Below are 25,200 nucleotides of genomic sequence, written 5' to 3' on the forward strand. Positions count from 1 at the left end.
CCCCCCCCCGCAACGCCGGTACGAGCGGCTGCACAACGTGGCGGCGCCCCCGGTGTTCACGCCGGGGACGAACGCGTCTCGAGACTGTTCTGACCGCGCTGGACAGTACCGATGCCGCCAATGCCCTGGCCCGTCGAGAGCCACCGTCGTGGACCCCGACGCCCTGGCCGGCCACCGTCAGCCCGCTGGCCACGCGCACGATGGGCCGCTCCGGTGACTCGGCCGTCCGGCGAGGGCGCCGGCGGGCACGGGGCAGTGCGCGACTGTCGCGGTCACGACAGGCTCGCGATGATGTCGGCGACGGTCTGCGGCTGCGACAGGAACGGGTGGTGGCCCGCCTTCACCTCGACGACCTTGTCCGCGCGGCGGGAGAACTCGCGTTGCGCCGCCGCGGGGGTGCCTCGGTCCTCCGTGCACACCACGTACGTCGTGGGCAGGTCGTGCCACGCCACCGCCCGTACGGGCTGGTGGATCACGGCCAGCGTCTGCCGGACCAGAAGGGCCACCGCATCGCGGGCGATGTCCGGCGGGCAGTCCTGGGCGAACGTCTCGGCGAACAGCTCGGGCCTGGCGCTGAACGTGCCGCCGTCGGGGTCGAAGTCCAGGAACGGCGGCGGCACCTCGGCACCGAACGTCGACAGCGACTCGCCGGGCTCGGGCAGGTAGCTCGACACGAACACCAGGTGCCGCACCGTCTCGACGCCCACCGCCGCCTCGGCGGCGACCATGCCGCCGTAGCTGTGCGCCACGACCACGGTCGGCTCGTCCCCCTCGGTCAGGACAGCGCGCACCGCGGCGACGTCCTCGGGCAGCCCGGGACCCTGCGGTCCGGCCGGCCGGTCGCCTTCGCCGCAGCTCGGCAGCGCCGGGGCGACGCTGCCGATGCCGCGCTCCCGCAGGGCCGCGGCGGCCGGGTGCCACCACCACGATCCGTCACGAACACACGCCCCGTGCACGAACACCACACGCATCTCTTCCTCCTTGCTCCAGGTGTCCCGACCACTTGGATCAACGGTAGACGTACCGCCAGTTACGTGAAAAAGTGCGGCGATGGGACGGCACAAGCAGCCCGAGATCCGCGAGCGCATACTCGACGCCTGCGTCGACCACGCGCTCGCGCACGGGCTGCCCGACCGCCTCGAGCCGTTCGCGACGGCGTCCGGCACCTCGACCCGGATGCTGATCTACCACTTCGGGACCCGGGACGCGCTGCTGCGGGAAACCCTGGGACGGGCGCGGCGGCGCCAGCGCGACTTCTTCGGTGAACTGGTGTCCCCGCGTCCGGACGAGCCCTATCTGAGCACTCTGCGACGGGCTTGGCAGGTCATGACGGGCCCGGCCGGCCGCCCGTACCTCAGCATGTTCGGAAAGCTCCGGGAGAACGCCGGGCAACAGTTGTGGCCGGGCTTCCGCCGCGAGTCCACCACGGACTGGCTGCGACCGCTCGAGGACGGCATGCGCAGCATCGGCCGTCCCGAACTCGGCACCCTCGTGCTCGCGGTCGTCCGCGGTCTCATCATGGACATCGAGGCCACAGGCGATACGGCGCGAGCCGATCAGGCCTTCGACGACTTCCTGGCCGCACTCGCTCCCCTCACCACCCCGGACTCCGCGCCCGGGAGTCCTGGCCCGGACACCAGCCGCACAGCAGGTCCTGGGACCTCGTGACCGTCATCGCGTGCTCGCCGGCCCGGCGGCTTGTCCGTCGTGCTCGCGCAGCATCCTCACGACGGTCGCGGGCGAGGGTGCCGTCCCTCCCGGCCGGTGAGCTGGTCATCACCGTGCGCCGAGGGGGCCCAGTAGTACTCGGCGGTCGCGAGGTGAACGCGAGGCACTGGCACACATCTCCCGGCCCGCAGCCAGGCGGTCAACTGCTACGGCTCCATCACCGTCGACTACGAACGCGAGCTCGCCCGACTCGACGAACGTGGGCACAGGCCCTTGCGGGTGGTGGCCACGGACGAGCCCGGAACCGCTCTGTAGCCCGTGCCAGCAGTCAGCCGTGGGAACCGGCGACTGACCGCCGTCTTGGGCGCCGGTTCCAGAGGCTGGTGCTGACGGGTGATCGCCTCGGTGTGCAACACCGAGGCGATGGTCATCCGGGCCGCCGACCGGGCCGGGACCAGGGCGCCGAGGACTGCGATCGTGACACCCGCCAGGAACATCGCGGCCAGCTGCGGCGCGTGCCACACGTTCTTCATATACGAGGGGAAATCGACCACCCCGACGTTATCCACGACCAGGCGGTGCGCCACGATCCCGAGCGGGATGCCGAGCAGCCCGCCGACCGCGCCCAGCCCGGCAACCGAGGCCACCGTCATCACCACCACCTGTCGGGGGGTCATCCCGATCGACTTGAGCATGCCCAGGTCCCGGCGCCGCTCACGGGTGTTCAGGAGGACGGTGTTGAAGACACCGAGCGACGCCAGCACACAGCCCACCACGGCCGGTACGGAGAGCATCGTCAGGTAGACGGCAACGACCTGGTTCGGGGTGAAGCCCAGGGCTTTGAGCACCCCGATGTGCCGGTACCCGGAGACGACCGCCCCGCTGACCACGTTGCCGACGATCAGGGTGGAGACCAGCAGGCCGAGGACGCCGAAGAGGGTCATGAACGGGAGGTAGGAGTCGGCCAGCGCGGAGAAGGCCTGCTTGAGGGTGAGGTAGTTCACGAGCCGGCCGGCGGCGGTGTCGGGGTCTGAGACACATCGGTGTCGGATCGTGGGCCAGGCCCTCGTCGGCCCTGATGGGTGACCGGTAAGCCGTCGGCGGCAGGGCCGGCTTGAAGTCGTCCCACGGGTAACGGCACGACGACCTCGGGTATCTCGCTCACGCCGTTGCCTCGGGCTGCACCGGGGCGATCTCGGCGATCAGGTCCTCGACCAGGGTCCTGATCTCGTCGCGGATGGGGCGGACAGCCTCGACGCCCTGGCCGGCCGGGTCGTCCAGCTTCCAGTCCAGGTAGCGCTTGCCGGGGAAGACGGGGCAGGTGTCGCCGCAGCCCATGGTGATGCAGACGTCCGACGCGCGGACCGCGTCGGCGGTGAGGATCTTCGGCGTCTCGGCGGAGATGTCGATGCCGGCCTCGGCCATGGCCTCGACGGCGGCCGGGTTGACCCGGTCGCCGGGGTTGGAGCCGGCGGAGCGGACCTCGACGCGGTCGCCGGCCAGGTGGGTGAGCCAGGCGGCGGCCATCTGGGAGCGGCCGGCGTTGTGGACGCAGACGAACAGGACGGACGGCTTGTCGGCCATGGTGATCATTCTTTCTCGTCGCATGGCGGAACCCGGCCGCTCATGACGTCAGCCCCCGCTGGTATCAGCGAGTGATGATGTGAAAGTATCAGCGCATGCTGACTTCAGTCGATGCTGATGTGATCCGGGTGCTGGGTGATCCGCTCCGCCTTCGGATCGTGACCCTGCTGGCGCGCGAGACGCTCTGCACGACGCATCTGGTCCAGGAGACCGGAGCCAGGCAGACCAACCTCTCCAACCATATGAAGGTGCTGCGCGAGGCCGGGATCGTGGAGACCGAGCCCTGTGGCCGCTTCACCTACTACAAGCTCAAGCCCGAGGTCCTGGCCGGCCTGTCCGAGCGGTTCGCCGAACTCGCCGCCTCCGCCCGCACCGCCGCCGAGAACAAGAGGGCCTGTCCGTGACCTCCACCGAGCCCATCACCGCCTCCGCTCAGGCCGGGACCGGGGACGACTCGATCGTCGGGAAGCTCTCCACTCTCGACCGCTACCTCGCGGTCTGGATCCTGCTCGCCATGGCCGTCGGCCTGGGACTCGGACGGCTGATCCCGGGGATGAACGACGCACTGGCGAAGATCGAGATCGGCGGGATCTCCCTGCCGATCGCGCTCGGCCTGCTCGTGATGATGTACCCGGTGCTGGCGAAGGTCCGCTACGACCGGCTCGACCGCGTGACCGGCGACCGCAAGCTGCTGATCTCCTCCCTGGTCATCAACTGGATCCTCGGACCCGCGGTGATGTTCGCCCTGGCGTGGACCTTCCTGCCGGACCTGCCCGAGTACCGCACCGGCCTGATCATCGTCGGCCTGGCCCGCTGCATCGCCATGGTGATCATCTGGAACGACCTCGCCTGCGGCGACCGCGAGGCCGCGGCCGTGCTCGTCGCGCTCAACTCGGTGTTCCAGGTCCTGGCGTTCGGCCTGCTGGGCTGGTTCTACCTCGACCTGCTGCCGCGCTGGATGAACCTCGGCGACGGCCAGGGCCTGGACGTGTCCGTCTGGCACATCGCACTGAACGTCGTCATCTTCCTCGGCATCCCGCTGCTGGCCGGGTTCCTCACCCGCCGCATCGGCGAGCGGAAGATGGGCCGCGACAACTACGAGGCGAAGTTCCTGCCGAAAATCGCTCCCTGGGCTCTCTACGGTCTGCTGTTCACGATCGTCATCCTCTTCGCCCTGCAGGGCAGGACCATCACCTCGCAGCCCTGGGACGTCGCCCGGATCGCGCTGCCGCTGCTGGTGTACTTCGCGGTCATGTTCTTCGGCACCTTCCTGCTCGGCAAGGGCCTCGGCCTGGCCTACGACCGCACCACCACCCTGGCGTTCACCGCGGCGGGCAACAACTTCGAACTGGCCATCGCGGTCGCCATCGCCACCTTCGGCGTCACCTCCGGCCAGGCCCTCTCCGGAGTCGTCGGACCGCTCATCGAAGTCCCGGTCCTCATCGGCCTGGTCCACGTCGCGCTCGCCTGGCGCAGGAGGTTCGCCCCCGGCGCGGTGACGACCGCCCCGTGACACAACGCACGGATGTGGTGGTGGTCGGGGGCGGCCAGGCAGGGCTCGCCGCCGGCTACCACCTGCGCCGGTGCGGCCTCGACTTCGTGATCCTGGACGCCGACGCGTCGCCCGGCGGCTCCTGGCAGCACATGTGGGACTCCCTGCGCCTGTTCTCCCCGGCCGCCTATGCCTCGCTGTCCGGGCGGCTCATGCCCACCCAGCCGGGCGAGACGTACCCGGACGCCGGGCACGTGGTGGACTACCTCACCGACTACGAGAAGCGCTACGACCTGCCGGTCCAGCACGGCGCCCGCGTGGACGCCGTACGCCGCGACGGCGAGAGGCTCCTGGTCGAGGCCGGCTCGGGCACCTGGCGAGCCCGCGCCGTCATCAGCGCCACCGGCACCTGGACGCGGCCCTTCCTCCCCGCCGTCCCCGGCCGCGGCCTCTTCACCGGCCGACAGCTCCACACGGCGAACCACCGCTCTCCGGCCGACTTCGCCGGCCGGCACGTGATCGTGGTCGGCGGGGGGAACTCCGGCGCCCAGATCGCCGCCGACCTCGCCCTGGACGGCAGCATCCGCGTGACGTGGGTGACCCAGCGCCCACCGCGCTTCCTGCCCGACGACATCGACGGCCGCGCCCTCTTCGACGTCGCCACCGCCCGCCGCCGCGCCCTCGACGCCGGCCGCACCGACACCGGCGGGGTCGCCTCGCTCGGTGACATCGTCGCCGTGCCGCCCGTGCGCGCCGCCCGCGACGCCGGACTCCTCACCGCGAAACCGATGTTCTCCCAGCTCACCGCCCATGGCGTCCGGTGGGCCGACGGCAGCCGCGCCGGCGCGGACGCGGTCATCTGGTGCACCGGCTTCCGCCCGGCCCTGTCCCACCTCGCCCCGCTGAACCTGCGCGGCCCGCGCGGGCACATCCCCACCGATGGCACCCGCGCCCCGGGCGAACCGCGGCTGCATCTGCTCGGCTACGGAGACTGGACGGGCCCGGCCTCCGCCACCCTGATCGGGGTAGGCCGTCCGGCCCGTGACGCGGCCCGGGACATCGCGCAGGCAGTGAGCGGCTGACCGGCGCGCACAGGCTCTGTCCGTCCGTCTCTCAGGCCGCGGCCGGCAAGGCCAGCAGCTTGCCCATCGCCGCGAGCACCGAGGGCTCGACCCGGTAGTACACCCAGGTGCCGCGCCGCTCGGAGGTCAGCAATCCGGCCTCCTTCAACTTCTTCAGGTGATGGGACACCGTGGGCTGGGAGACGCCGACGTCGGAGATGTCGCACACGCACGCCTCCCCGCCCTCGTGCGAGGCCACGGCGGAGAACAGCCGCAGCCGGACCGGGTCGCCGAGCGCCTTGAACATCCGCGCCGCGGTACCGGCCTCCTCGGCGGTCATGGGGCGCTCGGTCAGCGGCGGGCAGCACGGCGCCACACCCTGACCATCGGCGGGCTCGAGCAGCGGCAGCACCTGCGCATTCGACATACGTCTATGTTGACATACATCGAACCAATGCGGGGAGGGCTGTCACCGGCGTGCGAGGCGGGCGGCCAGGCGTCGGGCGATCCGCTCCGCGTCCCGGCCCACCCCGCGCAGCGAGTTCGACGACAGGCTGCGCTGCCATTCCAGCCCGACGAACGCCAGGCCCGGTACACCGGTGGCGAGACCTTCGCGGTGCCGGGGGTTCCGATCGGCGTCGAGAGCGCCGTCGAGGCCGGCGAGGTAGGGCAGGTCGGGGCGGTAGCCGGTGGCGAGAACGATCGCATCGGCCTCCTCCCGCTGCCCGTCCGACCAGACGAGCTTGGTCCCGTCGGCGCCGTCGAACAGCGGCCGCCGGTCGGGTTGCCCGGCGGCGAGGGCGGCCCGGTAGCGGCCGTCGTCGAGGACCGGCTGCGCCGGCGGGCGCGGCAGGAGCCGGCCGAGAGGTGCGGCGTCCAGACCTGTGCGGACCGTCCAGAAGTGCAAGTCGCGGCCGAGGACGCGCTGGGCTGCGAACTTCACCGGCCCGCGGGTGGCGAGCGTGACCCGTGTCGTCTCGGCGAGTTCTGCGGCGATCTGTACCGCGGAGTTGCCGGCCCCGACCACGACCACTCGGCCGCCGGAGAAGGAGGCCGGGCTGTGGTAGTCGGCGGCGTGTACCACCCGCCCGGCGAACGCCTCAAGGCCCGGTAGCGCCGGCCGGTGCGGGCGCCCGAACGTCCCGGAGGCCGCCACGACCGCCCGCGCGGACAGCCGGCCGTCCTCCAGTTCCACCTCGAAGCCGCCGTCGGTGCGGTGGACCCCGGTGACACGGCAGCCCGTGCGGATCTCGGCGTCCAGGCGGCCGGAGTAGGCGGTGAGGTAGGCGACGACCTCGTCGCGGTGCGGGTAGCGGGCGCGGTCGGCGCCGGGGAACGGCATCCCGGGCAGGGAGCTGTACCGGGCGGGCGAGAACAGCGTGAGGCTGTCGTAGTAGCGCGGCCACGACCCGGCCGCACGGTCGGACGCCTCCAGTACCACCGGCCGCAGCCCACGGCGCAGCAGCGCGTGGGCGGTGGCGAGACCGGACTGGCCGCCACCGATGACGGCGACGTCGACGTCGACGTACTCCATGGGCGATCCCCCGGTTTCGACGAATGTCTATGTTGACGCTCATCAATACAGGTGCCATGCTGGGCCGCGCAAGCCATCGACAGACGTCGAAACACGCAAGGAGTCGCCGTGAACGCGCCCCCCACCACCGAGCTGCCCGTCGTCGTGATCGGAGCCGGACCCGTCGGCCTGGCCGCCGCCGCCCACCTTCTCGACCACGGCATCGAGCCCCTGGTCCTCGAAGCCGGCCCCACGGCCGGCGCTGCGGTGCGCGAGTGGTCGCACGTGCGCCTGTTCTCCACCTGGGGCGAGGTCGTCGACCCGGCCGCCGAAAAGCTCCTCGCACCCACCGGCTGGACCCGACCCGACCCGGCCACCTACCCCTCCGGGGGCGACTGGGCCGAGCAGTACCTCCAGCCGATCGCCGACGTCCTCGGCGATCGGGTCCGCACCGGCGCCACCGTCACCGGCGTCTCGCGCACCGGCCGGGACCGCATCGTCGACGCCGACCGCGAGGCGCAGCCGTTCGTCGTGCACGTCGCATACGCCGACGGCCGTGAGGAGCGCCTCTTCGCCCGCTCCGTCATCGACGCCTCCGGCACCTGGACCACGCCCGGCCCGGCCGGCGGCAGCGGCCTCCCGGCCCTGGGGGAGAAGGCGGCCGCGGACCGGGTCACCTACCGCGTCCCCGACCTGAAGGACCCCGTCGTCCGTGCCCGGTACGCGGGCAAGCGCACCGCTGTGATCGGCTCCGGCGCCTCCGCCTTCACCGCCCTCGCCTACCTGGCCGACCTCGCCAGGTCCGACAACGGCGCGGGAACGAAGGGCGTGTGGATCCTGCGACGGGGCATCTCGGGCTCCACCTTCGGCGGTGGCGAAGCCGACCAGCTCCCCGCGCGCGGTGCCCTGGGCCTGGCGGCCAAGGCCGCCGTCGACGAGGGGCACGCGGACGCGGTCACCGGCTTCCGAACCGAGGCGGTCGAACGCGACGCCGACGGCCGCCTGGTCCTGGCCGGCGAAGACGGGCGCCGCCTGGACGCCGTCGACGAACTCATCGTGCTGACCGGCTTCCGCCCGGACCTGTCCTTCCTGGACGAGCTGCGCCTGGGCCTCGACGAGCGCCTGCAGGCCCCGGTTGAGCTGGCTCCGCTGATCGACCCCAACCAGCACTCCTGCGGCACGGTCTACCCGCACGGCCACCGCGAGCTGTCCCACCCGGAGCCGGGGGTGTACCTGGTCGGGATGAAGTCCTACGGCCGTGCCCCGACCTTCCTCGCGATGACCGGGTACGAGCAGGTCCGCTCCGTCGCCGCGGCGATCGCCGGCGACCTCGACGCGGCCGACCGCGTGGAACTGACCCTGCCCGAGACCGGAGTCTGCGGCGGCGCCGGCCTCTTCGACGCCCCAGGCGCCCAGGAGGCCGATGGCGGCGGTTGCTGCGCGCCCGCGCCGCAGCTCGTCCGGATCGGTGCCCCCGCCCCGGCCGGGGCGGGGGCTGAGCAGGCCTCGGCGGGCGGCTGCTGCGGCTCGTGACCAGCCTGGGCATCCCCGCGCCGCGCTGCCTGCCCTCTGCGCCACGCAGACATCGTCTACTACGCCTTCCCCGTCCTCAACCCCCGGATCACCGCCGCGACCGGCTGGCCGGCCGGGGCGACCACCGCGGCGTTCTCCCTCGCTCTCCTCGTCTCCGCCTTCGCCGGGATCCGCGTCGGGCGCATCCTCGACCAGCGCGGCCCCCGCACCGTCATGACCGTCGGCTCGGTGCTCGGCGTCGTCAGTCTGCTGATCGTAGCCACGGCGGCGAACCTGCCTGCCTTCTTCGCCGGCTGGGCGCTGGCCGGGCTCGCCATGGCCACCACCTTCTACCAGCCCGCGTTCGCCGCCCTCACCGCGCCATGGACAGGCGCCGCTGAACGCCGCTGAGGAACTCTCACGAACAGGGATCCCTTTGCGTGAGCAGGATCAATCACGAGAGAGATAACAGCAAGAAGCAGGGCCTACCCCCGCGGGGCCGACGGCCCCGCCGTCCCGGTCGCGGGAGGGTCGGACAAGGACCGTACCGGGCCTGCACGGACCGTTTTGGTCCGACACGGACCGGGACGAGACCCTCAGCATACGGGGAGGGGAGTGCCCCTGCTTCTTGCTGTTATCTCGCATCACGAGGCTGGATTCCGTACGCTCTCCCGTATGCCGAACCCGCTCAAGGCCGACGCCCTCGCCGCGATCGGCGCCTTCGTGAGGGCACAGCGGAACGCCGGATACGCCCCCGGCACCGTCCGGCTGCGCGGCGTGCTGCTCACCGAATACCTCGAGCACGTCCTCACCGAGGAGAAAGCCTCCTCCCTCACCGCCGAAGAAGCCGTCCAGAGCGAACGCGCCGACTCCTGGCTCACCGCGGCCCACGCCGGCCGGACCCGCCGGCGCAACACCCTCACCGGCCCGGACACCGCCGCGGCCCACGACTCCCAACGCGCCCGCATCCAGACGTACAACGCCTTCGTCGACCACCTCGGACTGCCCGCCCTGCGCCGGCCCTACCCACACGCGGGACACAGCGACCACCTGGAACCGGAACAGGCCCACCAACTGCTGCGCACCCTCGCCGTACGCCGGCCCAACGGCGCGAACGCCGCCACCGCCATCCGCACCGCCGCCGTGGCAGCCCTCGTCGTCGCCACCGGCCACACCGTCCCCCGGCTCCACGGACTCGACGTCACCGACCTCGACCTGGAACACCGCCCCGTCGCCGTCGTGACGATCGACGACCTCCACCACCCACTCGACAAACACACCGTGGACATCATGCGCCGCTGGCTCGACATCCGCGCCGGCATCACCAAGGCACTCGAAGGCAGCGACCCCGGCTACCTGTGGATCCCCACCAAACCCGGCCGCGAACGCGCCGGCGTCCAGCCGCCCAAACCCGGCCTCACCCGGGCCGCCGTACGCACCCTGCACTCCGCACACCGCACCCTCGTCCTCCAGGTGATCGGAACCCCCCTGCGCCCGAACGCCCTCCTGCCTGGGGGTTGAGACTGGCAGACCAGCATGCCTCTCACCATCACGCGTTGCTGCTTCTCACCGGCACGATCAGCAGGGGAGGCGCCGGTGCGGCAAGGAGGGCGGTGGCCGCCGGGTGGTAGGGGGCCAGCACCACCCCCGTCCGGGCAGCCAGCCGGATGGTCCGCGCCGCCGGCCCTCCGTAGCGTTCCGGCCATGGACATCACGAAGAGTGCGCGGTGGGGCCGGTCCGGACGGTGGCGTGCGGGGCTGGCCATGGCCGGGGTCGCCGCAGTCGGGACCGCATCGCTTCTCGGGCCGGGCACCACGGCCGAGGCCATGGGCGCCGGCGGGGACACGCGGTCGCGGCTGCAGCGGGACGCGGACGCGGTACGGGACACGGGAGCCACCGGGCTGACGGTGCTCGCCCGAAACGCGGCCGGGCGCGAGACGCAGGCCCGGTCCGGCACCGCGAGCCTGAAGGACGGGGGCCGGGTGCCCTTCGACGCCTACTACCGCATCGGCAGCGACACCAAGACCTTCACGGCCGTGGCCGCGCTCCAGCTCGTCGGCGAGGGCACGCTGAGCCTGGACGACACCGTCGAGCAGTGGCTGCCCGGTGTGGTCACCGGCAACGGCAACGACGGCAGCCGCATCACCCTGCGCAACCTGCTCCAGCACACCAGCGGCCTGGCCAATTACACGGACATCCTCTTCGAGGACCCGGCGGAGCTGACGCCCGAGCGCTTCCACGCACAGCGGTTCCGCTCGCAGACCTCCGAGGAGCAGGTCGCCGTGGCGATGGAGCGCGCCCCCGGCTGGCTGCCGGACGCGGACGATCCGGGCGCCGAGACGCAGTGGGCGTACTCCAACACCAACTACGTGCTGCTCGGGATGGTCATCGAGAAGGCCACTGGCAACCCCTGGGCTCAGGAGGTGCACGACCGGATCATCGAGCCGCTGGGGCTGCGCCGCACGCTGATCCCGGACACCTCGCCGTACGTGCCGATGCCGACGGCCGCCGGGTACACGCAGTTCCCCGGCCGGGACGACCTCACCGACACCACGCTGGCCGTGGGCGGCGGCGCGGACGGCGGCATCATCAGCACCACCCGCGACATGAACACCTTCCTGCGCGCCCTGATGGGCGGCCGGCTACTGCCGCCGGAGCAGCTGGAGCAGATGCGCGCCACCGTCCCGGCGCCGGACTACACCACCGACGGCAAGGCCCGCTACGGGCTCGGCCTCGCCTGGCGCCCGGCCGAGGGCTGCGAGGACGGGATCTGGCACCACGGCGGCACGTCCTTCGGCACCGCCTCCGAGACCGCCGTCACGTCCGACGGCCGGGTGTCGGCCGCGGCCGCTGTCTTCACCACGCGCTTCGGTGACCAGAAGCGCTTCCTCGAGCAGGCGGATGCCGCGGTCCGCCTGCTGGACCGGGCGGTGTGCGGCGACCGGAAGCGCGGGTGACCAGGGGCGCACACCCGCAGAGGACACCGCTTGAGTTCCGCCCTCCTTTTCCGAGAGCTGGTGTGCCGTAGCGGACGGGAAGGCGTGCGCGAGCATGGCCAGGGTGATGTGGCCGGTGCCAGCCCGTGTAGCGGCGGACCTCGTACTGGTCCAGGCCGCGTTCGTTCCGTGCCCGGCTCCAGGTGCGGCGCCGACAGCACCGGGCGCCGCCACGAGCCATCCAGCAGGGAGGTGTCGATCTCGGCGGGGCCGCCTCATGCCCGTTGAACTGGCAGCTGTATCTGCCGCGCGAGTGGACGGACGAGCCGGTACACGTTCTGCGTGCTGGAGCACCTGCATAGGCTGCGCAGTCCTTCGTGTGGCCGCTGCTGCCAGCAGGCCACGATCCATTCCTGCAACAGGTCGTCCACTTCCGCGAGCGTCCAGACGGCCTCGACCTCGGCCCCCTCCCCGGCGGGTCGTGTTCGAACCGGTGTAGCCAGGGATGTTGCTGGCAGAAATAGGATCAAATCCCCCATCCGAGTGATCGGCTGAAGATCTCTCGCAGCAGGAAGGCCAACGCCGCTGGCGCACGGCGACATTGAGTAGGTGTCCGAGCTCAGCGACCCCTACGTTCGGCCGCATGACAGACGAATGTTCTGGACATCCACGGCTCGCCGCGATCTACGACCCACTCGACCCCGATCGCGGCGATCTCGACGCGTACGTCCAGATGACGGAGGAGTTCGGGGCACGTCAAGTGCTGGACATCGGCTGTGGAACAGGCGTGTTCGCGCTTCTGCTGGCTGAACGCGGGATCGAAGTTGTGGGTGTCGATCCCGCTCAAGCGTCCATCGACGTGGCCCGAGCCAAGAGGGGCGGCGAGCGAGTGCGCTGGATCTGTGGCAATGCCGCGACACTTCCGCCGATGCGGGTCGACCTGGCAGCCATGACCGCGAACGCCGCCCAGCAGATCCTTGATCCGCAGGCCTGGCGCGAGACCCTGCGTGGCGCGTACGAAGCACTACAGCCTGGTGGCCGTCTGGTGTTCGAGACCCGGGACCCAGCCAGACGCGCCTGGGAGGAGTGGAACCGCGAAGCCTCATATCGCGTGACGGAGATCCCGGATGTCGGCCCAGTCGAAAGCTGGGTCCAAGTGATCGAGGTGAGCGAGCCGCTGGTGACGTTCCGCTGGACCTATGTGTTCGCTGCCGACGGGGAGGTAATGACGTCGGACTCCACCCTGCGCTTCCGCGAGCGGCAGGAGGTCGAGACGGAGCTGATCGCGCAGGGGTACGTGGTGGAGGACGTACGCGACGCGCCCGACAGGCCGGGCAAGGAGTTCGTCTTCGTCGCGGGACGTCCGTAGCTCAGCCCACGAGAGACCTCGCCGCGCAGATTGATGGGGACTCGATCACTTCGCCGAGCAGATCCCGCAGGAACCCTCACAAGCACTGGGACGGACAGATGAGGCTGCTGGATCTTGGATCCACTATAGCGCCGATATTGGAAGGTTGCCTTTCGGGAAGATTTTTGTATAACGTTGCTACGTGACGAAGAAAGCTTCACCGGCCCAGCAAACCCGCACGCTGATCATCGACGCAGCCGCTGATCTTCTGGCGGCATCGGCCAGTGGGGAGTTCTCGACCCGCGAGGTGTGTGACGCGGCCGGCGTTTCAGCGCCGACCCTGTACCACCACTTCGGCGACAAGGACGGACTGCTGCGAGAGGTGGCGGCGGACAGGTTCAGCCGCTATCTGACCGGCAAGCAGGCCCTGGAGACGACTGGGGATCCGGTCGAGGACTTTCTCCGCGGCTGGGGAATGCACGTGGAGTTCGGGGTGACCAACCCCGCGCTCTACACCATCATGTACGGCCGCCCGATGGACGGCCGTACAGCCCCGGCGGATCACGCCCACGCTGTTCTCGTGACGATGATGCGCGACCTGGAGAGAGCCGGTCGGCTGCGCATGCCGAGCGAGACGGCCGCGGATGTGGTGGCTTCGGCCGCGGTAGGGGTCACTTTGCATCTGATCCGCACCCGTGCGGCGGCTGATGACCCCCTGTCAGCCATCGTGCGTGACGCCGTCACCGCGGCCGTCATCAGCCCGCCGGTCGTCCCTGGAGCGCCTTCGGTGACGCCGCAGCTTGTGCGAGCTGCCGCGCAACTGGAAGCAGAGATGCCGCACGGCCCCGTCGGCACGCTTCGCGCTTCGGAAACCACACTGCTGCGCGAATGGCTGGCGCAACTCTCGGCGCCTGGCCGCGCGGCAGGCGGCGACCCGTCCTGATGGAGCGCTCCAGCACGACTGGCCACACAACCGGCAGGTCCCCTCGACCCGCAGACTCGACAGGAAAGAGAAGGTCATGAGCGCCATCCACCAGGAACAGACCCACAGTGAAGAGGAGATCCAGGGCATCCTGGACGGCATCGCGCAAGGCTTCGGCCACCCCATGCGCTCGCCGATCCTCAAGACCCCGGACGACTACGGCCTGGCCTACCAGGAGGTCTCTTTCCCCTCCATGGACGGCGTGCCGCTGGAAGCCTGGTACATCCCCTGCGATGGATCAGACAAGCTGATCATCGCTAACCACCCCCTGTGGTTCAACCGCTACGGTTTCCCCGCCCATCTGGAGCCCTGGAAGTCGATCGGGGCAAGCACCGGCAACGACTTCGAGGTCGACTTCGTGCCCGACTACCGCATCCTGCACGAGGCCGGGTACAACGTCCTCACCTACGACATGCGCAACCTCGGCCACAGCGGAACCGGCAACGGCGGCATCGGCAGCGGCGGCCGCTTCGAAGCCCGCGACGTCGTCGGCTCTCTGCAGTACGTGCGCGCCTGCGAAGACCTCAAGGACATGACCATCGGCCTGTTCAGCCGTTGCCAGGGCTCGAACGCGACCATGTTCGCCATGCAGATGTACCCCGAGCACTTCGAAGGCGTGCGCTGCATCGTTTCCCCGCAGCCACTGTCGGTCGGCGTCACCATGCAGCGCACTCTGGAGATGCTGGGCCTGCCCGAGCGCATCGCCGAGCTGGAGCAAAAGGTCCGCCTGATCGTCAGCTTCCCCTTCTCCGAGATGACGCCGGTCGAGGCCGCCAAGAGCGTCACCATCCCCACCTTCCTCTACCAGGTTCACGACGACCTGCTGACTCGCCCCGACGACGTCCAGGCGATGTTCGACAACATCCCGATCGAGGACAAGAAGCTCGTCTGGGTCCACGGAACCACCGCCCGCTGGGACGGCTACCTGCACTTCCAGCGCGAGCCCAAGGAGATGCTGGACTGGTTCGCCACCCACTTGAACGTGCGCGGGGGTGTCGATCCAGGCAGGCTCTGTTCGACGCAGGGGTGAGAGAAGGCCATCAACACGAGAGGCGAAGGCCATGCCCAAGGTCCGCGTACACAACGTCACGATCTCCCTCGACGGCTTCGTGGCCGGCCCGAACCAGCGACTCGACGCCCCGTTCGGCGACGGTGTCGGCTGGGGTGACGATCTGCACAGTTGGTTCGTCTCCGCGACGGAGGACTCCGCCGCGGGCAAGACCGGAATCGACGTCGACTACTTCACCCGTGGCGATCAGAATATCGGCGCCACGATCATGGGGCGGAACATGTTCGGGCCGCAGCGCGGGCCGTGGGAGGACGAGTCCTGGCAGGGCTGGTGGGGCGACAACCCGCCCTACCACCACGACGTTTTCGTGCACACCCACCACGTGCGCCCGACGCTGGAGATGGCAGGCGGAACGACCTTCCACTTCACCGACGAGCCGTTGGAGACGGTGTTGCGGCGCGCGTACGACGCCGCGGGCGGCAAAGACGTCCGGATCGGCGGCGGCGCGGCGGTCATCCAGCAGTATCTGCGGGCCAGGCTGATCGACGAGCTCCACCTGGTGATCGCGCCGGTGCTCATCGGACGCGGGGAGCGGCTGCTCGACAATCTGGGCGACGGGATCGACGGCTACCGGGTGTCCGAGCTGGTCGGCTCGTCAACGGTCACGCACGCGGTGCTGGTCCGCCGCTGACGCGCGGGGGCAGGGTTCGCCGGGGGGCGCTGTCCCACCCGCCTCGGTGGTTCGTCGTGCCGCGCAGCGTCAGAGACCGTCAGCCCGCTCGGGTGTCCAGACTCCGCGTCAGGGTCGGGATCATCACCGCTGCGGGGACGAGGTGCAGCCCGAGGAGGGCGGTGGTGGTGGCCGTGGTCGCCCCGGAGAGAAGGGGCGGGACCAGCGAGAAGCCCGGCTTCCGGGCGGAGTGATGACGCGCACCCTGGCCGTGCGACGGCCGGGGTTGTGCAGGGCGCGGACGCCGGTGCCGCGGAGCCAGAACGCGGCGTCGTGTCCGAGGACCGGACCCGGCTCGCCGTCACGTAGTTCCAGCTGCACCCGGCCACGGGTGACGACGCAGAACGCGTTGTGCCAGTCCTCCGCGATCACGGCGATGCGTGCGCCGGAGCGCAGCGCGAGCGTTCGCACCGGGTTACTCGGTGCCGTCGGCCGGCAGGCGCTCCGGCAGTCCGAGCCGCGGGAACTGGTCGTCGTGGAACGTGGTGATCTCGGTGATCGTCCCGCCGGTGACGCGCAGGACGTCGATCGTCAGCGGCAGGTACGCGCCCTCGGACGGCTGCCAGAGGTAGAAGGCCAGGGCGGGCTGCCGGTTCACCGAGGTGGGAACGGCGCGCAGGCCGGTCATGCCCTCGAAGCAGCTCTCGGTCATGAAGTTGACCACCGCGTCGCGGCCGACGTACAGGCCGGGCGTGGGCGGCATCGAGAAGCGGACGTCGTCCCGCAGCATCGAGGCGAGCGCCTTGACGTCCGTGGCCACGCTGGCCTCGGTGTAGCGGCGCACCAGCTCACGCATGGTGGCGTCCTCCTCTCCGCCGGTCCAGTCCTGCCGCTCTGCGGGCAGGTGCTCCCTCATCCCGGCGCGGGCGCGCTGCAGCGCGCTGTTCACGGAGTTGACGGAGTCGCCGAGGAGTTCCGCGACGTCCTTCGCCGGCCAGCCGAGCACGTCCCGCAGGATCAGCACGGCCCGCGGGCGCGGCGCGAGGTGCTGGACCGCGACCAGGTACGCCAGTTCGATCGTCTCCCGCGCGACGGCGACGGTCTCCGGCTCGTCCGCGTCACCCGCGGGCAGTTCGTCGAGCAGCCGGTCCGGGTAGGGCTGCAGCCACCGCGCCTCGCCGCCGGTCGCGGGTTCGGGGCGGCGCTTGGCGAGCAGGTCCAGGCAGGCGTTGGTGGCGATCCGGTACAGCCAGGCCCGGAGCGTCGACCGCCCCTGGAAGGTCTCCCGCCGCCGCCAGGCACGTAGGAACGTCTCCTGCACGGTGTCCTCGGCGTCCTCGAACGACCCGAGCATCCGGTAGCAGTGCACGTGCAGCTCCCGCCGGTGCCGCTCGGCCAGCCCCGAAAACTCCGACTCGTCGGCCTCGCCCAGCCCGCTCATACCCAGCTCCTCCAGCACGGTGTCCGCGCTCATCACGTCGTCCTTCCGTCTCACCCTGTCCGGTCATACATGTGACGGGTGTGGTCGCGAAAACTCATCACCAGGACCGGTCGGCATGGCTGAGCAGCCGGCATGCCCCGCCGTCCGGGCCGACGACGTCTGCCCGCCACCCGACTCCGGAGTGCCTGCAGACGGTGGTGCGCCGACGCGGCCCCGGTGTCCTATCTCTGACCCACGGTGCAAAGTAGGAGACTGATCATGGTCCCGGGGTGGCGGGCGACGTCGCCCGCCCCGTATCCGTCAGACAGGCGGATCGCTGTGCCTCGCACACGTGAGAGGTCCCACACGCCTGATACCCCTCATACCAGTAGCACAGGCGCGAGGGGTATCAGGTGAGGTCAGAAGTCAATCCCAGAGCCTGAGTTCCCGATTCAGTTGCGTCTCGTTGGCATTCGCGGTGTGCCTGGTCATTCCTGTCCGTCCGCGTCGACGGCCGCGCCGTAGTGCAGGCTGCGCACACCGGCGACCGCGCGGGCGGGCCGGTACCAGCCCAGCCAAGGCCCGTGGGCTCGGCCAGCGGCTCCGGCTTCGGCGCGGTGATCCACGGCTCGCCCTTGCGGCTGGTGGCCTTCGCCCCGCCCGCCGAGCCGTCCGCGAGCGCCGCCGACAGCCGGTCCGAGCCGTCGGTCATCCGCCGTTTCAGGCCGGTGACGAACTCCTTGGGGTTCTCGGGCCGGCAGAGCGCGGCGTAGTGCTCGGTGCGGGCCGACTCGAAGTCGCCAGGCAGGTCGTCCGTCCTCCGGGTCGCCCCACCGCCTCCCGCCCTCGACGTAGATCTCCCGGCGCCGGATCGCGTCCCGCCGCGCCACCAGCACGCACAGCTCGTACGGGATGCGCTCGACCTTGCCCTTGCCGTCGACGACCGCCTCACGCCAGTCCTTGCGTACGACGCCGTCCATCGGCACCGCGTCGCGGCGTCGCAGAAGCGCGTCTTGCCGTCGACGTCGGCGTACTTGGCCAGCGCGAGCGCGGCCGGGGCACCGAAGAACGGCAGTTCAGGATTACGTGAATTCAGCCATCCGTGTACTGTCTTTGGTGTGCTGACTCTCGCTGCTGACATCGAGGTGCTGGCGCGGTTCGGCCGCGCCCTCGCCGACCCGATCCGCTGTCGGATCCTCCTCGCCCTGCGCGAGGCCCCGGCCCACCCCGCCGACCTCGCCGACACCTTGGAGATCTCCCGGACCCGGCTGTCGAACCACCTGGCGTGCCTGCGCGACTGCGGCCTGGTCGTCGCGGTGCCGGTGGGCCGGCGCACCCGCTACGAACTCGCCGACGATCGCCTTGGACACGCGCTGGACGAGCTGCGCACCGCCGTGGTCGCCGTCGAGGCCGACAAGACCTGTGCCGAGGCGGACGAGAAAGGCTGCTGCTGAGATGACCGCCGAGATATCCATCGGCACAAGCCCCTCCCCAGCCCGCCGTGACGTCCTCGCCCAGCGGATACGGCTGCTGGTCACAGCCACCATCACCTACAACGTCATCGAGGCGGTCGTCGCGATCACCGCCGGAACGATCGCCTCCTCCACCGCGCTGATCGGCTTCGGCCTGGACTCGGTCATCGAGGTCTCCTCCGCCGCCGCCGTGGCCTGGCAGTTCTCCGCCCGCGACCACGCCGTGCGCGAGCCACGGGAGAAGCACACGCTGCGGATCATCGCCGTGTCGTTCTTCGCTCTCGCCGCGTTCGTCGGCATCGACGCCGCACGCGCGCTGGCCGGCACCGGCGAGGCCGAACGCTCCATCCCCGGCATCGTCATCGCCGCCCTGTCCCTGGCCATGATGCCGTTCCTGTCCGCCGCCCAGCGCAAGGCCGGCCGCGAACTGGGCTCCGCCAGCGCGGTCGCCGACTCCAAGCAGACCCTGCTGTGCACCTACCTCTCCGCCGTCCTCCTGGTGGGCCTGGTCCTCAACGCCACCCTCGGCTGGTCCTGGGCCGACCCGATCGCCGCCCTGCTCATCGCCGCCATCGCCGTCAAGGAAGGCCGCGACGCCTGGCAGGGCAAGGGCTGCTGCGCCACCCCAGCCGCCGCGATCCCCGCCCAGCGACAGAAGACGGACACGTGCGGCTGCCGCCCCGGCTGCGACTGCTGCTGAACTACAAGACCTTGGAGGGGGCGGGTGGCCACAGCGGCCACGGGGTGCCGGCCACGACCTTCCCGCCCGGTCCCGCGGCCTGATCGTTGATCATGTCCAGCCACGTTGCGCCGCCCCGGCGCCCGAAGTACTTCAGGTTCGGCCGCACCTGCCGTGGTCCCGGCAGCCGGGGTCGACCTGGCCGGCCCGCTTCAGGACCGCTCGGTCGTGAAGCGGGCCGGGGAGACGGGCCGGCGACCGCGGTGGCGGTACGGGACCTTTCCCCCGGCGCCGGGCTGGTGCTGGACGGGACGCAGTGGACGGTCGAGCGGCGCGACGTGCCGGACCCGCGTCCGGGCCCCCCGAGAGGCGGCCGATCCGTGCACAAGTGAGGTGTGTTCAGGGCGAGTTGTGCACAGCTGCATCTACCCCGACCTCGGTCTCGACCATAGGCTCCTCGGACTCGGGCCGTTCACCCACAGATACTCAACCGCCGGAACATCGACTCACGGTGGGGGAGCCGGTTGCGTATGCGAGGACGTAACGCGGTCACGCTCATGGCCGCCACGCTCCGAGTACTGGACATCGCAACAAACGGGGAGGAAACACCATGAAGGCACGTACACAGAGCAGGCGTTGGGCCGCAGCGGCGATCGGCGCCGTGGCCGTCGGCGCCCTGGCCGTCGGAACATCGCCGGCCTCGGCGTCCGCTTCCAGCGGATACCTCAGCGGTGCGGGTTCCATCTACGACGACTTCGGCGACGAAGGCACGCTGTCCGTGTCCTCGTACTCGCATTCGACCCTGGCCTGCTTCTGGCAGAACGTCCTCTACGCCGAGGGCGCCCGCGAGTCCGACGACAGCAAGTTCGACAAGAGCGACATCGACGGCCAGTTCGGCCCCAACACCCGCTTCGCCACCAGGACGTTGCAGTATCGCTGGGGTCTCACGGCCGATGGTCTCGTGGGTGGGAACACCTTCGGCAAACTGGACGCCAAGCGGACCTATCTCCCGGACGTCGACGGCGGCGTGTGGACCGGGAAGCTGCAGTACCTCCGGACCAACACCCCCGGCAACGACGCGATCGTCGCCAGGTACCACGGCAAGGACCACAGCTTCTCCCTGACCCGTGGCGCATCCGGCCGCTGGCTCTTCGAGAACCTGCGCACCGGAACCCACCGAACGGTCGCCTACAACCGCAACGACTGCTGACGGCCTGCCGGCCGCCGGCCTCAGCCGGCGGGATGCACCCGCTTGTCGCGCGGACCGACCAGCGTCTCTCCCGTGCGAGATGGGGTGCTCCAGCACCCTCCCCGTGCGAGTCCGACTCGCGCGTGCCCTCGGCCAGGCGCAGGTCGAGCATCTCGTACGGGGCGCGTTCCCCGGTCGCACTGTGGACGAGGTGTAACGCAAGGCCGTCATCCCGAACCACCACGCCTTCGTCGGCCCGGGTGACCCCTACCGGACCTTCGCGTGGGCACGTATCTGTGCTGCCAGCCGCCCCAGTTCGGCCGCCGTCGCGGGGGAGAGGTCGCTGAGCCCGCTGTGTACGGCCGTTGGGCTGCGCAGGAAGCGCCGCAGCAGGGCCACGAGAAGCCCTTCCGGCAGGGTCTGCAGTGCGGCGAACGCGCGGGGGACCGGCGGGGTCGGCAGGGCGGCCAGGTTCTGCCGCATGAGGTGGAGCATGCCGCGGACCGCGTCGGGATCGTCGGCCAGCGCCACCGGGCCGCCCGCCGCGTGCGCCGCCTGCCCCAGGGGTACCTCGAACGCGGCGTGTGTCCTGAGCCAGGCTTCCATCCGTGGCTCGGCCTTGGCCTTGACCCCGGCGGTGCGGAACTCCCGGACGATCCGTTCCAGGCGCGGGGTGGTTCGGCCATCGGGTTCGCCGATCGGCATCGGGACCCGGCTGGTCATGAAGCCGGTCGCGCGGTGGCGGACTACGTCGCCGTCCATCGTGCCGCCCAGTGCGGGGAAACCGAGCAGTACTCGCTCGTGGCCGACCGCCGCGCCCAGCGGCTCCGGGCCGGCCGCCCAGCTGTGCAGGAACAGCACATCGCCTTCGAGGCCGGCGAGCGACTCCAGCACCGCGTCGACTTGATGGGTGCGGACGAGGACGGCGGTCAGGTCGTACCCGCCGGCCGGGTGCTCGACCACCGGTACGGGCACCCGCCTGACGGCAGGGCTGTCCACTTCGGCGAGCCGCACGCCGTGCCGGCGCAGGGAGGCCAGACGCTCGCCCCGGGCGAGGAGCGAGACGTCGAGCCCTGCCTCATGCAAGCGGGCGGCGAACAGGCTGCCGCAGACCCCGGCGCCGTACACGAGCAGTTTCATGACTACCTCTCCCCGCATGAATCAAACGTTCGTTTTAATCGAACGTCTGTATAGTAGAGCACATGGCGCTACCCGATACCCGGACCAGGATTCTCGACGCCGCAGAGCACCTCTTCGCCGAACACGGCTACCGCGGCACCTCGGTCCGCGCGATCACCGACCTCGCCGGAGCGAACCTGGCCGCCGTCGGGTATCACTTCGGCTCGAAGGCGGAACTCCTGGCCGCGGTCGCCCGCCGCGTGACCAGGCCCATCACCGCCGCCCAGAGCGCCGGGCTCGACACACTGCTCGCCCGGACTCCGGACCCGGCGGTCGCCGAACTGGTGGAAGCGTTCGCAGGGCCGCTCTTCGACGGGATGCTCGCCGGCGATGAGAGCGGAGCCCGGACGTCCCGGCTGATCGTGACGATCCTCAGCGACCCGGCCGAGGAGGCGCGCAACTGGACCGGCCCGGACGAGAACACGGTCGGCGAGCGCTACCTGGCGGCTTTCGCGCGCGCACTGCCCGGACTTGCCCCACAGGAGCTGCTGTTCCGGATGCGGGGGATCCTCGCCGTGATGGCCGTGGACCGCGTCGAGGTCTACAACCAGCCCTCCCCTGCCTGTCCGACGGCGACGGAAGGCGAGGAGGCCCGGCACTGGGCGATCACGTTCCTGACGGCGGCAATGAGCGCACCACCGACCCGGGCCCGGCGATAGGCCCGGCGATAGGCCCGGCGATAGGCCCGGGGCGGCTCGCTCACCGCCTCCCGTCCGGCGACTCCGGTCCAGCCGCAGCGCGGACTTCCCCGCCGGCACGGCACGCTTCGACCTCGGCGAGACAGTGCCGCGGGAGTGCCGTGCCACGGACGGCACGGGCGGCCCCTTGATCGCTCCGGGTGTCGATGTCCTGACGCGTTGTCAGTGGCTTCTGTCAGCATGTGCTGTTGTGCGGGGAGTTGTGACGAGGGGGAGGCTTGTATGCCTTGGGTACGGTCGTACGTGCGCTCGGACGGGACACCGGTTCGCGGTCATGCGCGGTGGGCTCCGGGCGCCAGACGGGAGACGATGATCTTCGGTTTCGTGGCGTTGGCCGTGGTCGGGCTGGGCAACGGCACCGTCTCTGCCGGAGAGGGCGGGGCTCCGCCGAGGGAGTCGACGGTGCGGTATCCGATCCGGTTCGACCACGCCCCTGCGGCGCGGGCACCGGAGCCCCGTCCGTCGGTGTCGTACCCCATCCGGTGGGAGCGGTGACCCGGCGGCGGCCGCAGGCTCGGCGGCGTACGAGGCGACCGAGCCGGCGGCAGCAGCAGCGGGACGCGCAGTTGCTGGTCTTCGCCGTGGTGGCGGCTGCTGCCATCGGCCTGGTGGTGATGGTGGTCAACTGGCTGCTGGCGCACTGGTGGGTGCTCGTCGTGGCCCTGGTGCTCGCCGGGCTGGCGGGTGCGGGTTGGCTGTACAGCCGGCAGCAACGGGTGCGGTGGGAGGCGGTGCGGGCGCAGGGCCTGCGCTACGGGCTTCCTCAGCTGGACGCGCTGCACCACACGCGGTTCGAGGACGCGGTACGGGAGCTGATGCGGCGCGACGGCTGCCGGGACGCGCGGCGGGTCGGGGGCCGTGGGGACCTGGGCGCGGACGTGAAGGCCACCGATCCGTTCGGGCGGCGCTGGGTGATCCAGTGCAAGCACCGCCGTGACGGCGTCCGGGGTTCGGCGGTGGGGACACCTGATCTGCAGGTGCTCAACGGCACGGCCCGGCAGGTGCACGGGGCGGACGTCGCGGTGATCGTCACGAACGGCCGGGTGACCGGTCCGGCGGTGACGTTCGCCAGGCAGCAGCGGCTGCACGTCGTCGACCGTCAGACGCTGGCCGTGTGGGCGTCGGGCTCGCGCCCACTGTGGGAGCTGCTGCGGGCGGTTCCGCCCCCGCGTCGCCCGACCCCTCTGAGCTGAAGAGGTCGGGTCCGTACGGGCCTGCGGCCGGCCCCGGGTTCCGCTTCGGCGACTCCCGCCGAACGGCCGGGGGCCTACTCGTGGCCTACTCGTGGTCAGTGCAGAGGTGGGCCATCAGGGCCGCGCGGGCCCACTCCTCCCAGGCGTCGGGGGACCAGCCCCGGTCGCGGACGAAGACCAGGTACAGCTCCGGGCTGAGAAGCCCGTACAGCAGGTCGGCGGCGTGGGCGGTGTCGACATCGGGGCGGGCGTCAGGCTTGGAGGTCAGTGCCTTCGCTGCGGCGTGCTGAACGGTATAGCGCGGGTCGGGGCCGGCGGGCCACTGCGCGGCGATCTCCGGGTCCGTGGCCGCGGCAGCCGCGATCAACAGGCGACTCGGTCGGGTGCCGCAGCAGTTCAAGGACGCGGCGTTCGACGGCCTCGCTCATCACGTGCTCCCAGCGGCAGGCTTCGGCGTGGGCCTGCTCCCACTCCAGTCCGATCACGTCGATGAGCAGGCACTCGGCGAGCCGGTGCTTACGCATCACGCGTGTGGCCAGTCGGGCGCTCGCACGGCGGCCTGACTACCGAGTTGCACCTCGCCGTCGAGCAGGGGCAGAAGCCCGTGTCCATCGTGATCACCGCCGGGCAGCGCGGGGACTCCCCGCAGTTCGAGGCCGCCCTGGGCCGCATCAGGGTGCCCCGGCTGGGGTCCGGCAGACCGCGCGCCCGGCCGCGGCGGGTGTGCGCCGACAAGGCGTACGCCTCCCGTGAGAACCGCGCCTACCTGCGCAGACGTAGCACTCGCTGCACCATCCCGGACAAGGCCGACCAGGCTCGCAACCGAAGGAAACGCGACTTCCGTGGCGGCCGTCCGCCGAAGTTCGACCCGGAGGACTACAAGGCTCGGCACGCGGTCGAGTGCGGCATCAATCGTCTCAAAAGGCACCGTGCGGTGGCCATGAGGTACGACAAACTCACCGTCCGCTATGAGGCGCGCTTCGTCAGCGGTCATCCGGTCTGGCCAGAGCCAGTTGACGCAGGCGGCAGGCGTACCAGCTGCTGGCGAGACAGATCACCAAGTAGATGGTGACCGCCTGGACGGCGAAGTTCGGGTAGTGGAACTCCCACTGCCCCGCGGCCGGGTCGCTGCCGAAGTCGGGGTTGCTCCAGATGTGGGGCATCATCCAGGCGATCACTCCCCCGAGGCCCTGGGCGGCGATGTACAGCACCGTGAACTCACCCAGGCGCCAGGCGTAGGCGCGGCGGTCCCGCCGGATCAGGGCCCGGACCTGGGCGCGTGCGCTGCCGAAGCGCCATCGCGCGCCTGCCGGGGCGACGCGGGCGCTGACCTCCGGCGCGAGCACCACGGCCGCGACGACCAGGCCGAGCAGGGTGACGACGCTGATCGCCATGGTCGCCTCCGAGCCGACACGGCTGCGGATCTGCGGCGTCAGCAGCAGGGCCAAGATCGGGAGGTTGACCACGAGGCTGGCCGCGTAGACGCGGCCCAGGACCCCAACTGGCGGCATCACGTCAAGGTGGCGGGCATAAGCGGTGTCCATGCCATCGAGTCAAGCACACTCTTTTACTTTGGTGAAGCACTTTTTTCACT

28 protein-coding genes and 2 pseudogenes are annotated in these 25,200 nt (G+C 70.8%); 18 read left to right on the forward strand and 12 right to left on the reverse strand.

Annotated elements, in window-relative coordinates:
• Positions 1–272 precede the first annotated feature (272 nt).
• Positions 273–971, reverse strand: coding sequence for an alpha/beta fold hydrolase (locus HTV45_RS30635; protein ID WP_215209172.1), 699 nt, complete (start codon positions 969–971; stop codon positions 273–275).
• A 79-nt stretch (positions 972–1,050) separates the two neighbouring features.
• Here HTV45_RS30635 and HTV45_RS30640 point away from each other — a divergent pair, with 79 nt between their 5' ends.
• Complete coding sequence (locus HTV45_RS30640) at positions 1,051–1,668, forward strand: TetR/AcrR family transcriptional regulator (protein ID WP_215209173.1); 618 nt, start codon at positions 1,051–1,053, stop codon at positions 1,666–1,668.
• Between the two features lie 227 nt (positions 1,669–1,895).
• Here the strand turns inward: HTV45_RS30640 and HTV45_RS34605 are convergent, their stop codons facing one another.
• Together HTV45_RS34605 and HTV45_RS30650 are read right to left on the reverse strand one after the other, a co-directional pair.
• On the reverse strand, positions 1,896–2,672 hold the full coding sequence (locus HTV45_RS34605; RefSeq protein ID WP_308309791.1) for an ABC transporter permease: 777 nt from the start codon (positions 2,670–2,672) through the stop codon (positions 1,896–1,898).
• Positions 2,673–2,829: 157 nt separating this feature from the next.
• Positions 2,830–3,252 (reverse strand): arsenate reductase ArsC, encoded by a 423-nt coding sequence (locus HTV45_RS30650; protein WP_215209174.1) that lies wholly within the window; start codon positions 3,250–3,252, stop codon positions 2,830–2,832.
• Positions 3,253–3,347: 95 nt separating this feature from the next.
• On the opposite strand from HTV45_RS30650, the gene HTV45_RS30655 reads away from it, so the two are divergent.
• Genes HTV45_RS30655 through HTV45_RS30665 form a run of 3 tightly spaced genes read left to right on the forward strand, consistent with a single transcriptional unit; the run spans position 3,348 to position 5,826 of the window.
• Positions 3,348–3,656, forward strand: a complete 309-nt coding sequence (locus tag HTV45_RS30655; protein ID WP_215209175.1) for a helix-turn-helix transcriptional regulator — start codon at positions 3,348–3,350, stop codon at positions 3,654–3,656.
• Positions 3,653–4,765 carry an ACR3 family arsenite efflux transporter gene (gene arsB / locus HTV45_RS30660; RefSeq protein ID WP_215209176.1) on the forward strand — a complete coding sequence of 371 codons (1,113 nt, stop codon included), beginning with the start codon at positions 3,653–3,655 and terminating at the stop codon, positions 4,763–4,765. The genes HTV45_RS30655 and arsB overlap by 4 nt, the downstream gene beginning before the upstream one ends.
• Positions 4,762–5,826 (forward strand): ArsO family NAD(P)H-dependent flavin-containing monooxygenase, encoded by a 1,065-nt coding sequence (locus HTV45_RS30665; RefSeq protein WP_215209177.1) that lies wholly within the window; start codon positions 4,762–4,764, stop codon positions 5,824–5,826. The genes arsB and HTV45_RS30665 overlap by 4 nt, the downstream gene beginning before the upstream one ends.
• 31 nt (positions 5,827–5,857) lie before the next feature.
• Here the strand turns inward: HTV45_RS30665 and HTV45_RS30670 are convergent, their stop codons facing one another.
• Together HTV45_RS30670 and HTV45_RS30675 are read right to left on the reverse strand one after the other, a co-directional pair.
• Positions 5,858–6,232 carry a metalloregulator ArsR/SmtB family transcription factor gene (locus HTV45_RS30670; RefSeq protein ID WP_215209178.1) on the reverse strand — a complete coding sequence of 125 codons (375 nt, stop codon included), beginning with the start codon at positions 6,230–6,232 and terminating at the stop codon, positions 5,858–5,860.
• Positions 6,233–6,274: 42 nt separating this feature from the next.
• Positions 6,275–7,339 (reverse strand): NAD(P)/FAD-dependent oxidoreductase, encoded by a 1,065-nt coding sequence (locus tag HTV45_RS30675; protein WP_215209179.1) that lies wholly within the window; start codon positions 7,337–7,339, stop codon positions 6,275–6,277.
• A gap of 108 nt (positions 7,340–7,447) precedes the next feature.
• Here HTV45_RS30675 and HTV45_RS30680 point away from each other — a divergent pair, with 108 nt between their 5' ends.
• The 8 genes and pseudogenes from HTV45_RS30680 (at position 7,448) to HTV45_RS30715 (ending at position 15,797) form a co-directional block, all read left to right on the forward strand.
• Positions 7,448–8,851 carry an NAD(P)-binding domain-containing protein gene (locus HTV45_RS30680; protein ID WP_215209180.1) on the forward strand — a complete coding sequence of 468 codons (1,404 nt, stop codon included), beginning with the start codon at positions 7,448–7,450 and terminating at the stop codon, positions 8,849–8,851.
• Positions 8,814–9,208 (forward strand): annotated as a pseudogene (locus tag HTV45_RS30685) (MFS transporter); the annotation flags it as partial. The gene HTV45_RS30680 and the pseudogene HTV45_RS30685, both read left to right, overlap by 38 nt.
• A gap of 297 nt (positions 9,209–9,505) precedes the next feature.
• Positions 9,506–10,351: a hypothetical protein gene (locus HTV45_RS30690; RefSeq protein ID WP_215209181.1), complete on the forward strand. Its 846-nt coding sequence runs from the start codon at positions 9,506–9,508 to the stop codon at positions 10,349–10,351.
• A 243-nt stretch (positions 10,352–10,594) separates the two neighbouring features.
• Positions 10,595–11,788: a serine hydrolase gene (locus tag HTV45_RS30695; RefSeq protein WP_215209214.1), complete on the forward strand. Its 1,194-nt coding sequence runs from the start codon at positions 10,595–10,597 to the stop codon at positions 11,786–11,788.
• A gap of 622 nt (positions 11,789–12,410) precedes the next feature.
• The gene (locus HTV45_RS30700) at positions 12,411–13,136 is read left to right on the forward strand and encodes a bifunctional 2-polyprenyl-6-hydroxyphenol methylase/3-demethylubiquinol 3-O-methyltransferase UbiG (RefSeq protein WP_215209182.1); all 726 of its coding nucleotides are present in this window, start codon (positions 12,411–12,413) and stop codon (positions 13,134–13,136) included.
• A gap of 181 nt (positions 13,137–13,317) precedes the next feature.
• Positions 13,318–14,058: a TetR/AcrR family transcriptional regulator gene (locus HTV45_RS30705; RefSeq protein ID WP_215209183.1), complete on the forward strand. Its 741-nt coding sequence runs from the start codon at positions 13,318–13,320 to the stop codon at positions 14,056–14,058.
• Positions 14,059–14,134: 76 nt separating this feature from the next.
• Entirely contained in the window at positions 14,135–15,127 is a 993-nt protein-coding gene (locus HTV45_RS30710) for a S9 family peptidase (protein WP_215209184.1), read from the forward strand.
• Positions 15,128–15,158: 31 nt separating this feature from the next.
• Positions 15,159–15,797 (forward strand): dihydrofolate reductase family protein, encoded by a 639-nt coding sequence (locus HTV45_RS30715; protein WP_215209185.1) that lies wholly within the window; start codon positions 15,159–15,161, stop codon positions 15,795–15,797.
• Between the two features lie 79 nt (positions 15,798–15,876).
• Here HTV45_RS30715 and HTV45_RS35240 read toward each other — a convergent pair whose 3' ends face one another.
• The 3 genes from HTV45_RS35240 to HTV45_RS30730 form a co-directional block, all read right to left on the reverse strand.
• On the reverse strand, positions 15,877–16,098 hold the full coding sequence (locus tag HTV45_RS35240; protein ID WP_368860946.1) for a DUF6069 family protein: 222 nt from the start codon (positions 16,096–16,098) through the stop codon (positions 15,877–15,879).
• 153 nt (positions 16,099–16,251) lie between these two features.
• Positions 16,252–17,250: an RNA polymerase subunit sigma-70 gene (locus HTV45_RS30725; RefSeq protein ID WP_215209187.1), complete on the reverse strand. Its 999-nt coding sequence runs from the start codon at positions 17,248–17,250 to the stop codon at positions 16,252–16,254.
• A 434-nt stretch (positions 17,251–17,684) separates the two neighbouring features.
• Positions 17,685–18,176: a hypothetical protein gene (locus HTV45_RS30730; protein ID WP_215209188.1), complete on the reverse strand. Its 492-nt coding sequence runs from the start codon at positions 18,174–18,176 to the stop codon at positions 17,685–17,687.
• 138 nt (positions 18,177–18,314) lie between these two features.
• On the opposite strand from HTV45_RS30730, the gene HTV45_RS30735 reads away from it, so the two are divergent.
• The 3 genes from HTV45_RS30735 to HTV45_RS30745 all read left to right on the forward strand — a co-directional run bounded on the left by HTV45_RS30735 (position 18,315) and on the right by HTV45_RS30745 (position 20,557).
• Positions 18,315–18,650: a helix-turn-helix transcriptional regulator gene (locus HTV45_RS30735; RefSeq protein WP_215209189.1), complete on the forward strand. Its 336-nt coding sequence runs from the start codon at positions 18,315–18,317 to the stop codon at positions 18,648–18,650.
• A 1-nt stretch (position 18,651) separates the two neighbouring features.
• Complete coding sequence (locus HTV45_RS30740) at positions 18,652–19,368, forward strand: cation transporter (RefSeq protein WP_215209190.1); 717 nt, start codon at positions 18,652–18,654, stop codon at positions 19,366–19,368.
• Positions 19,369–19,957: 589 nt separating this feature from the next.
• Complete coding sequence (locus HTV45_RS30745) at positions 19,958–20,557, forward strand: peptidoglycan-binding protein (protein WP_215209191.1); 600 nt, start codon at positions 19,958–19,960, stop codon at positions 20,555–20,557.
• A gap of 246 nt (positions 20,558–20,803) precedes the next feature.
• Here the strand turns inward: HTV45_RS30745 and HTV45_RS30750 are convergent, their stop codons facing one another.
• On the reverse strand, positions 20,804–21,676 hold the full coding sequence (locus tag HTV45_RS30750) for a ketopantoate reductase family protein (RefSeq protein ID WP_215209192.1): 873 nt from the start codon (positions 21,674–21,676) through the stop codon (positions 20,804–20,806).
• Between the two features lie 62 nt (positions 21,677–21,738).
• Here HTV45_RS30750 and HTV45_RS30755 point away from each other — a divergent pair, with 62 nt between their 5' ends.
• Together HTV45_RS30755 and HTV45_RS30760 are read left to right on the forward strand one after the other, a co-directional pair.
• Positions 21,739–22,374 (forward strand): TetR/AcrR family transcriptional regulator, encoded by a 636-nt coding sequence (locus HTV45_RS30755; RefSeq protein ID WP_215209193.1) that lies wholly within the window; start codon positions 21,739–21,741, stop codon positions 22,372–22,374.
• Positions 22,375–22,904: 530 nt separating this feature from the next.
• Entirely contained in the window at positions 22,905–23,606 is a 702-nt protein-coding gene (locus HTV45_RS30760) for a restriction endonuclease (RefSeq protein ID WP_215209194.1), read from the forward strand.
• An 85-nt stretch (positions 23,607–23,691) separates the two neighbouring features.
• Here HTV45_RS30760 and HTV45_RS30765 read toward each other — a convergent pair whose 3' ends face one another.
• On the reverse strand, positions 23,692–23,973 hold the full coding sequence (locus tag HTV45_RS30765) for a hypothetical protein (RefSeq protein WP_215209195.1): 282 nt from the start codon (positions 23,971–23,973) through the stop codon (positions 23,692–23,694).
• A 1-nt stretch (position 23,974) separates the two neighbouring features.
• A pseudogene (locus HTV45_RS30770) lies at positions 23,975–24,148 on the reverse strand (metal-dependent transcriptional regulator); the annotation flags it as partial.
• Between HTV45_RS30770 and HTV45_RS30775 the strand changes: the two are divergent.
• Entirely contained in the window at positions 24,136–24,678 is a 543-nt protein-coding gene (locus HTV45_RS30775; protein ID WP_308309792.1) for a transposase, read from the forward strand. The pseudogene HTV45_RS30770 and the gene HTV45_RS30775 sit on opposite strands and share 13 nt — an antisense overlap.
• Here the strand turns inward: HTV45_RS30775 and HTV45_RS30780 are convergent.
• Complete coding sequence (locus tag HTV45_RS30780) at positions 24,590–25,150, reverse strand: hypothetical protein (protein WP_251693145.1); 561 nt, start codon at positions 25,148–25,150, stop codon at positions 24,590–24,592. The genes HTV45_RS30775 and HTV45_RS30780 overlap by 89 nt on opposite strands.
• Between the last annotated feature and the right edge of the window lie 50 nt (positions 25,151–25,200).

The organism is Streptomyces sp. CHD11 (assembly GCF_018638295.1).
Lineage (GTDB): Bacteria > Actinomycetota > Actinomycetes > Streptomycetales > Streptomycetaceae > Streptomyces.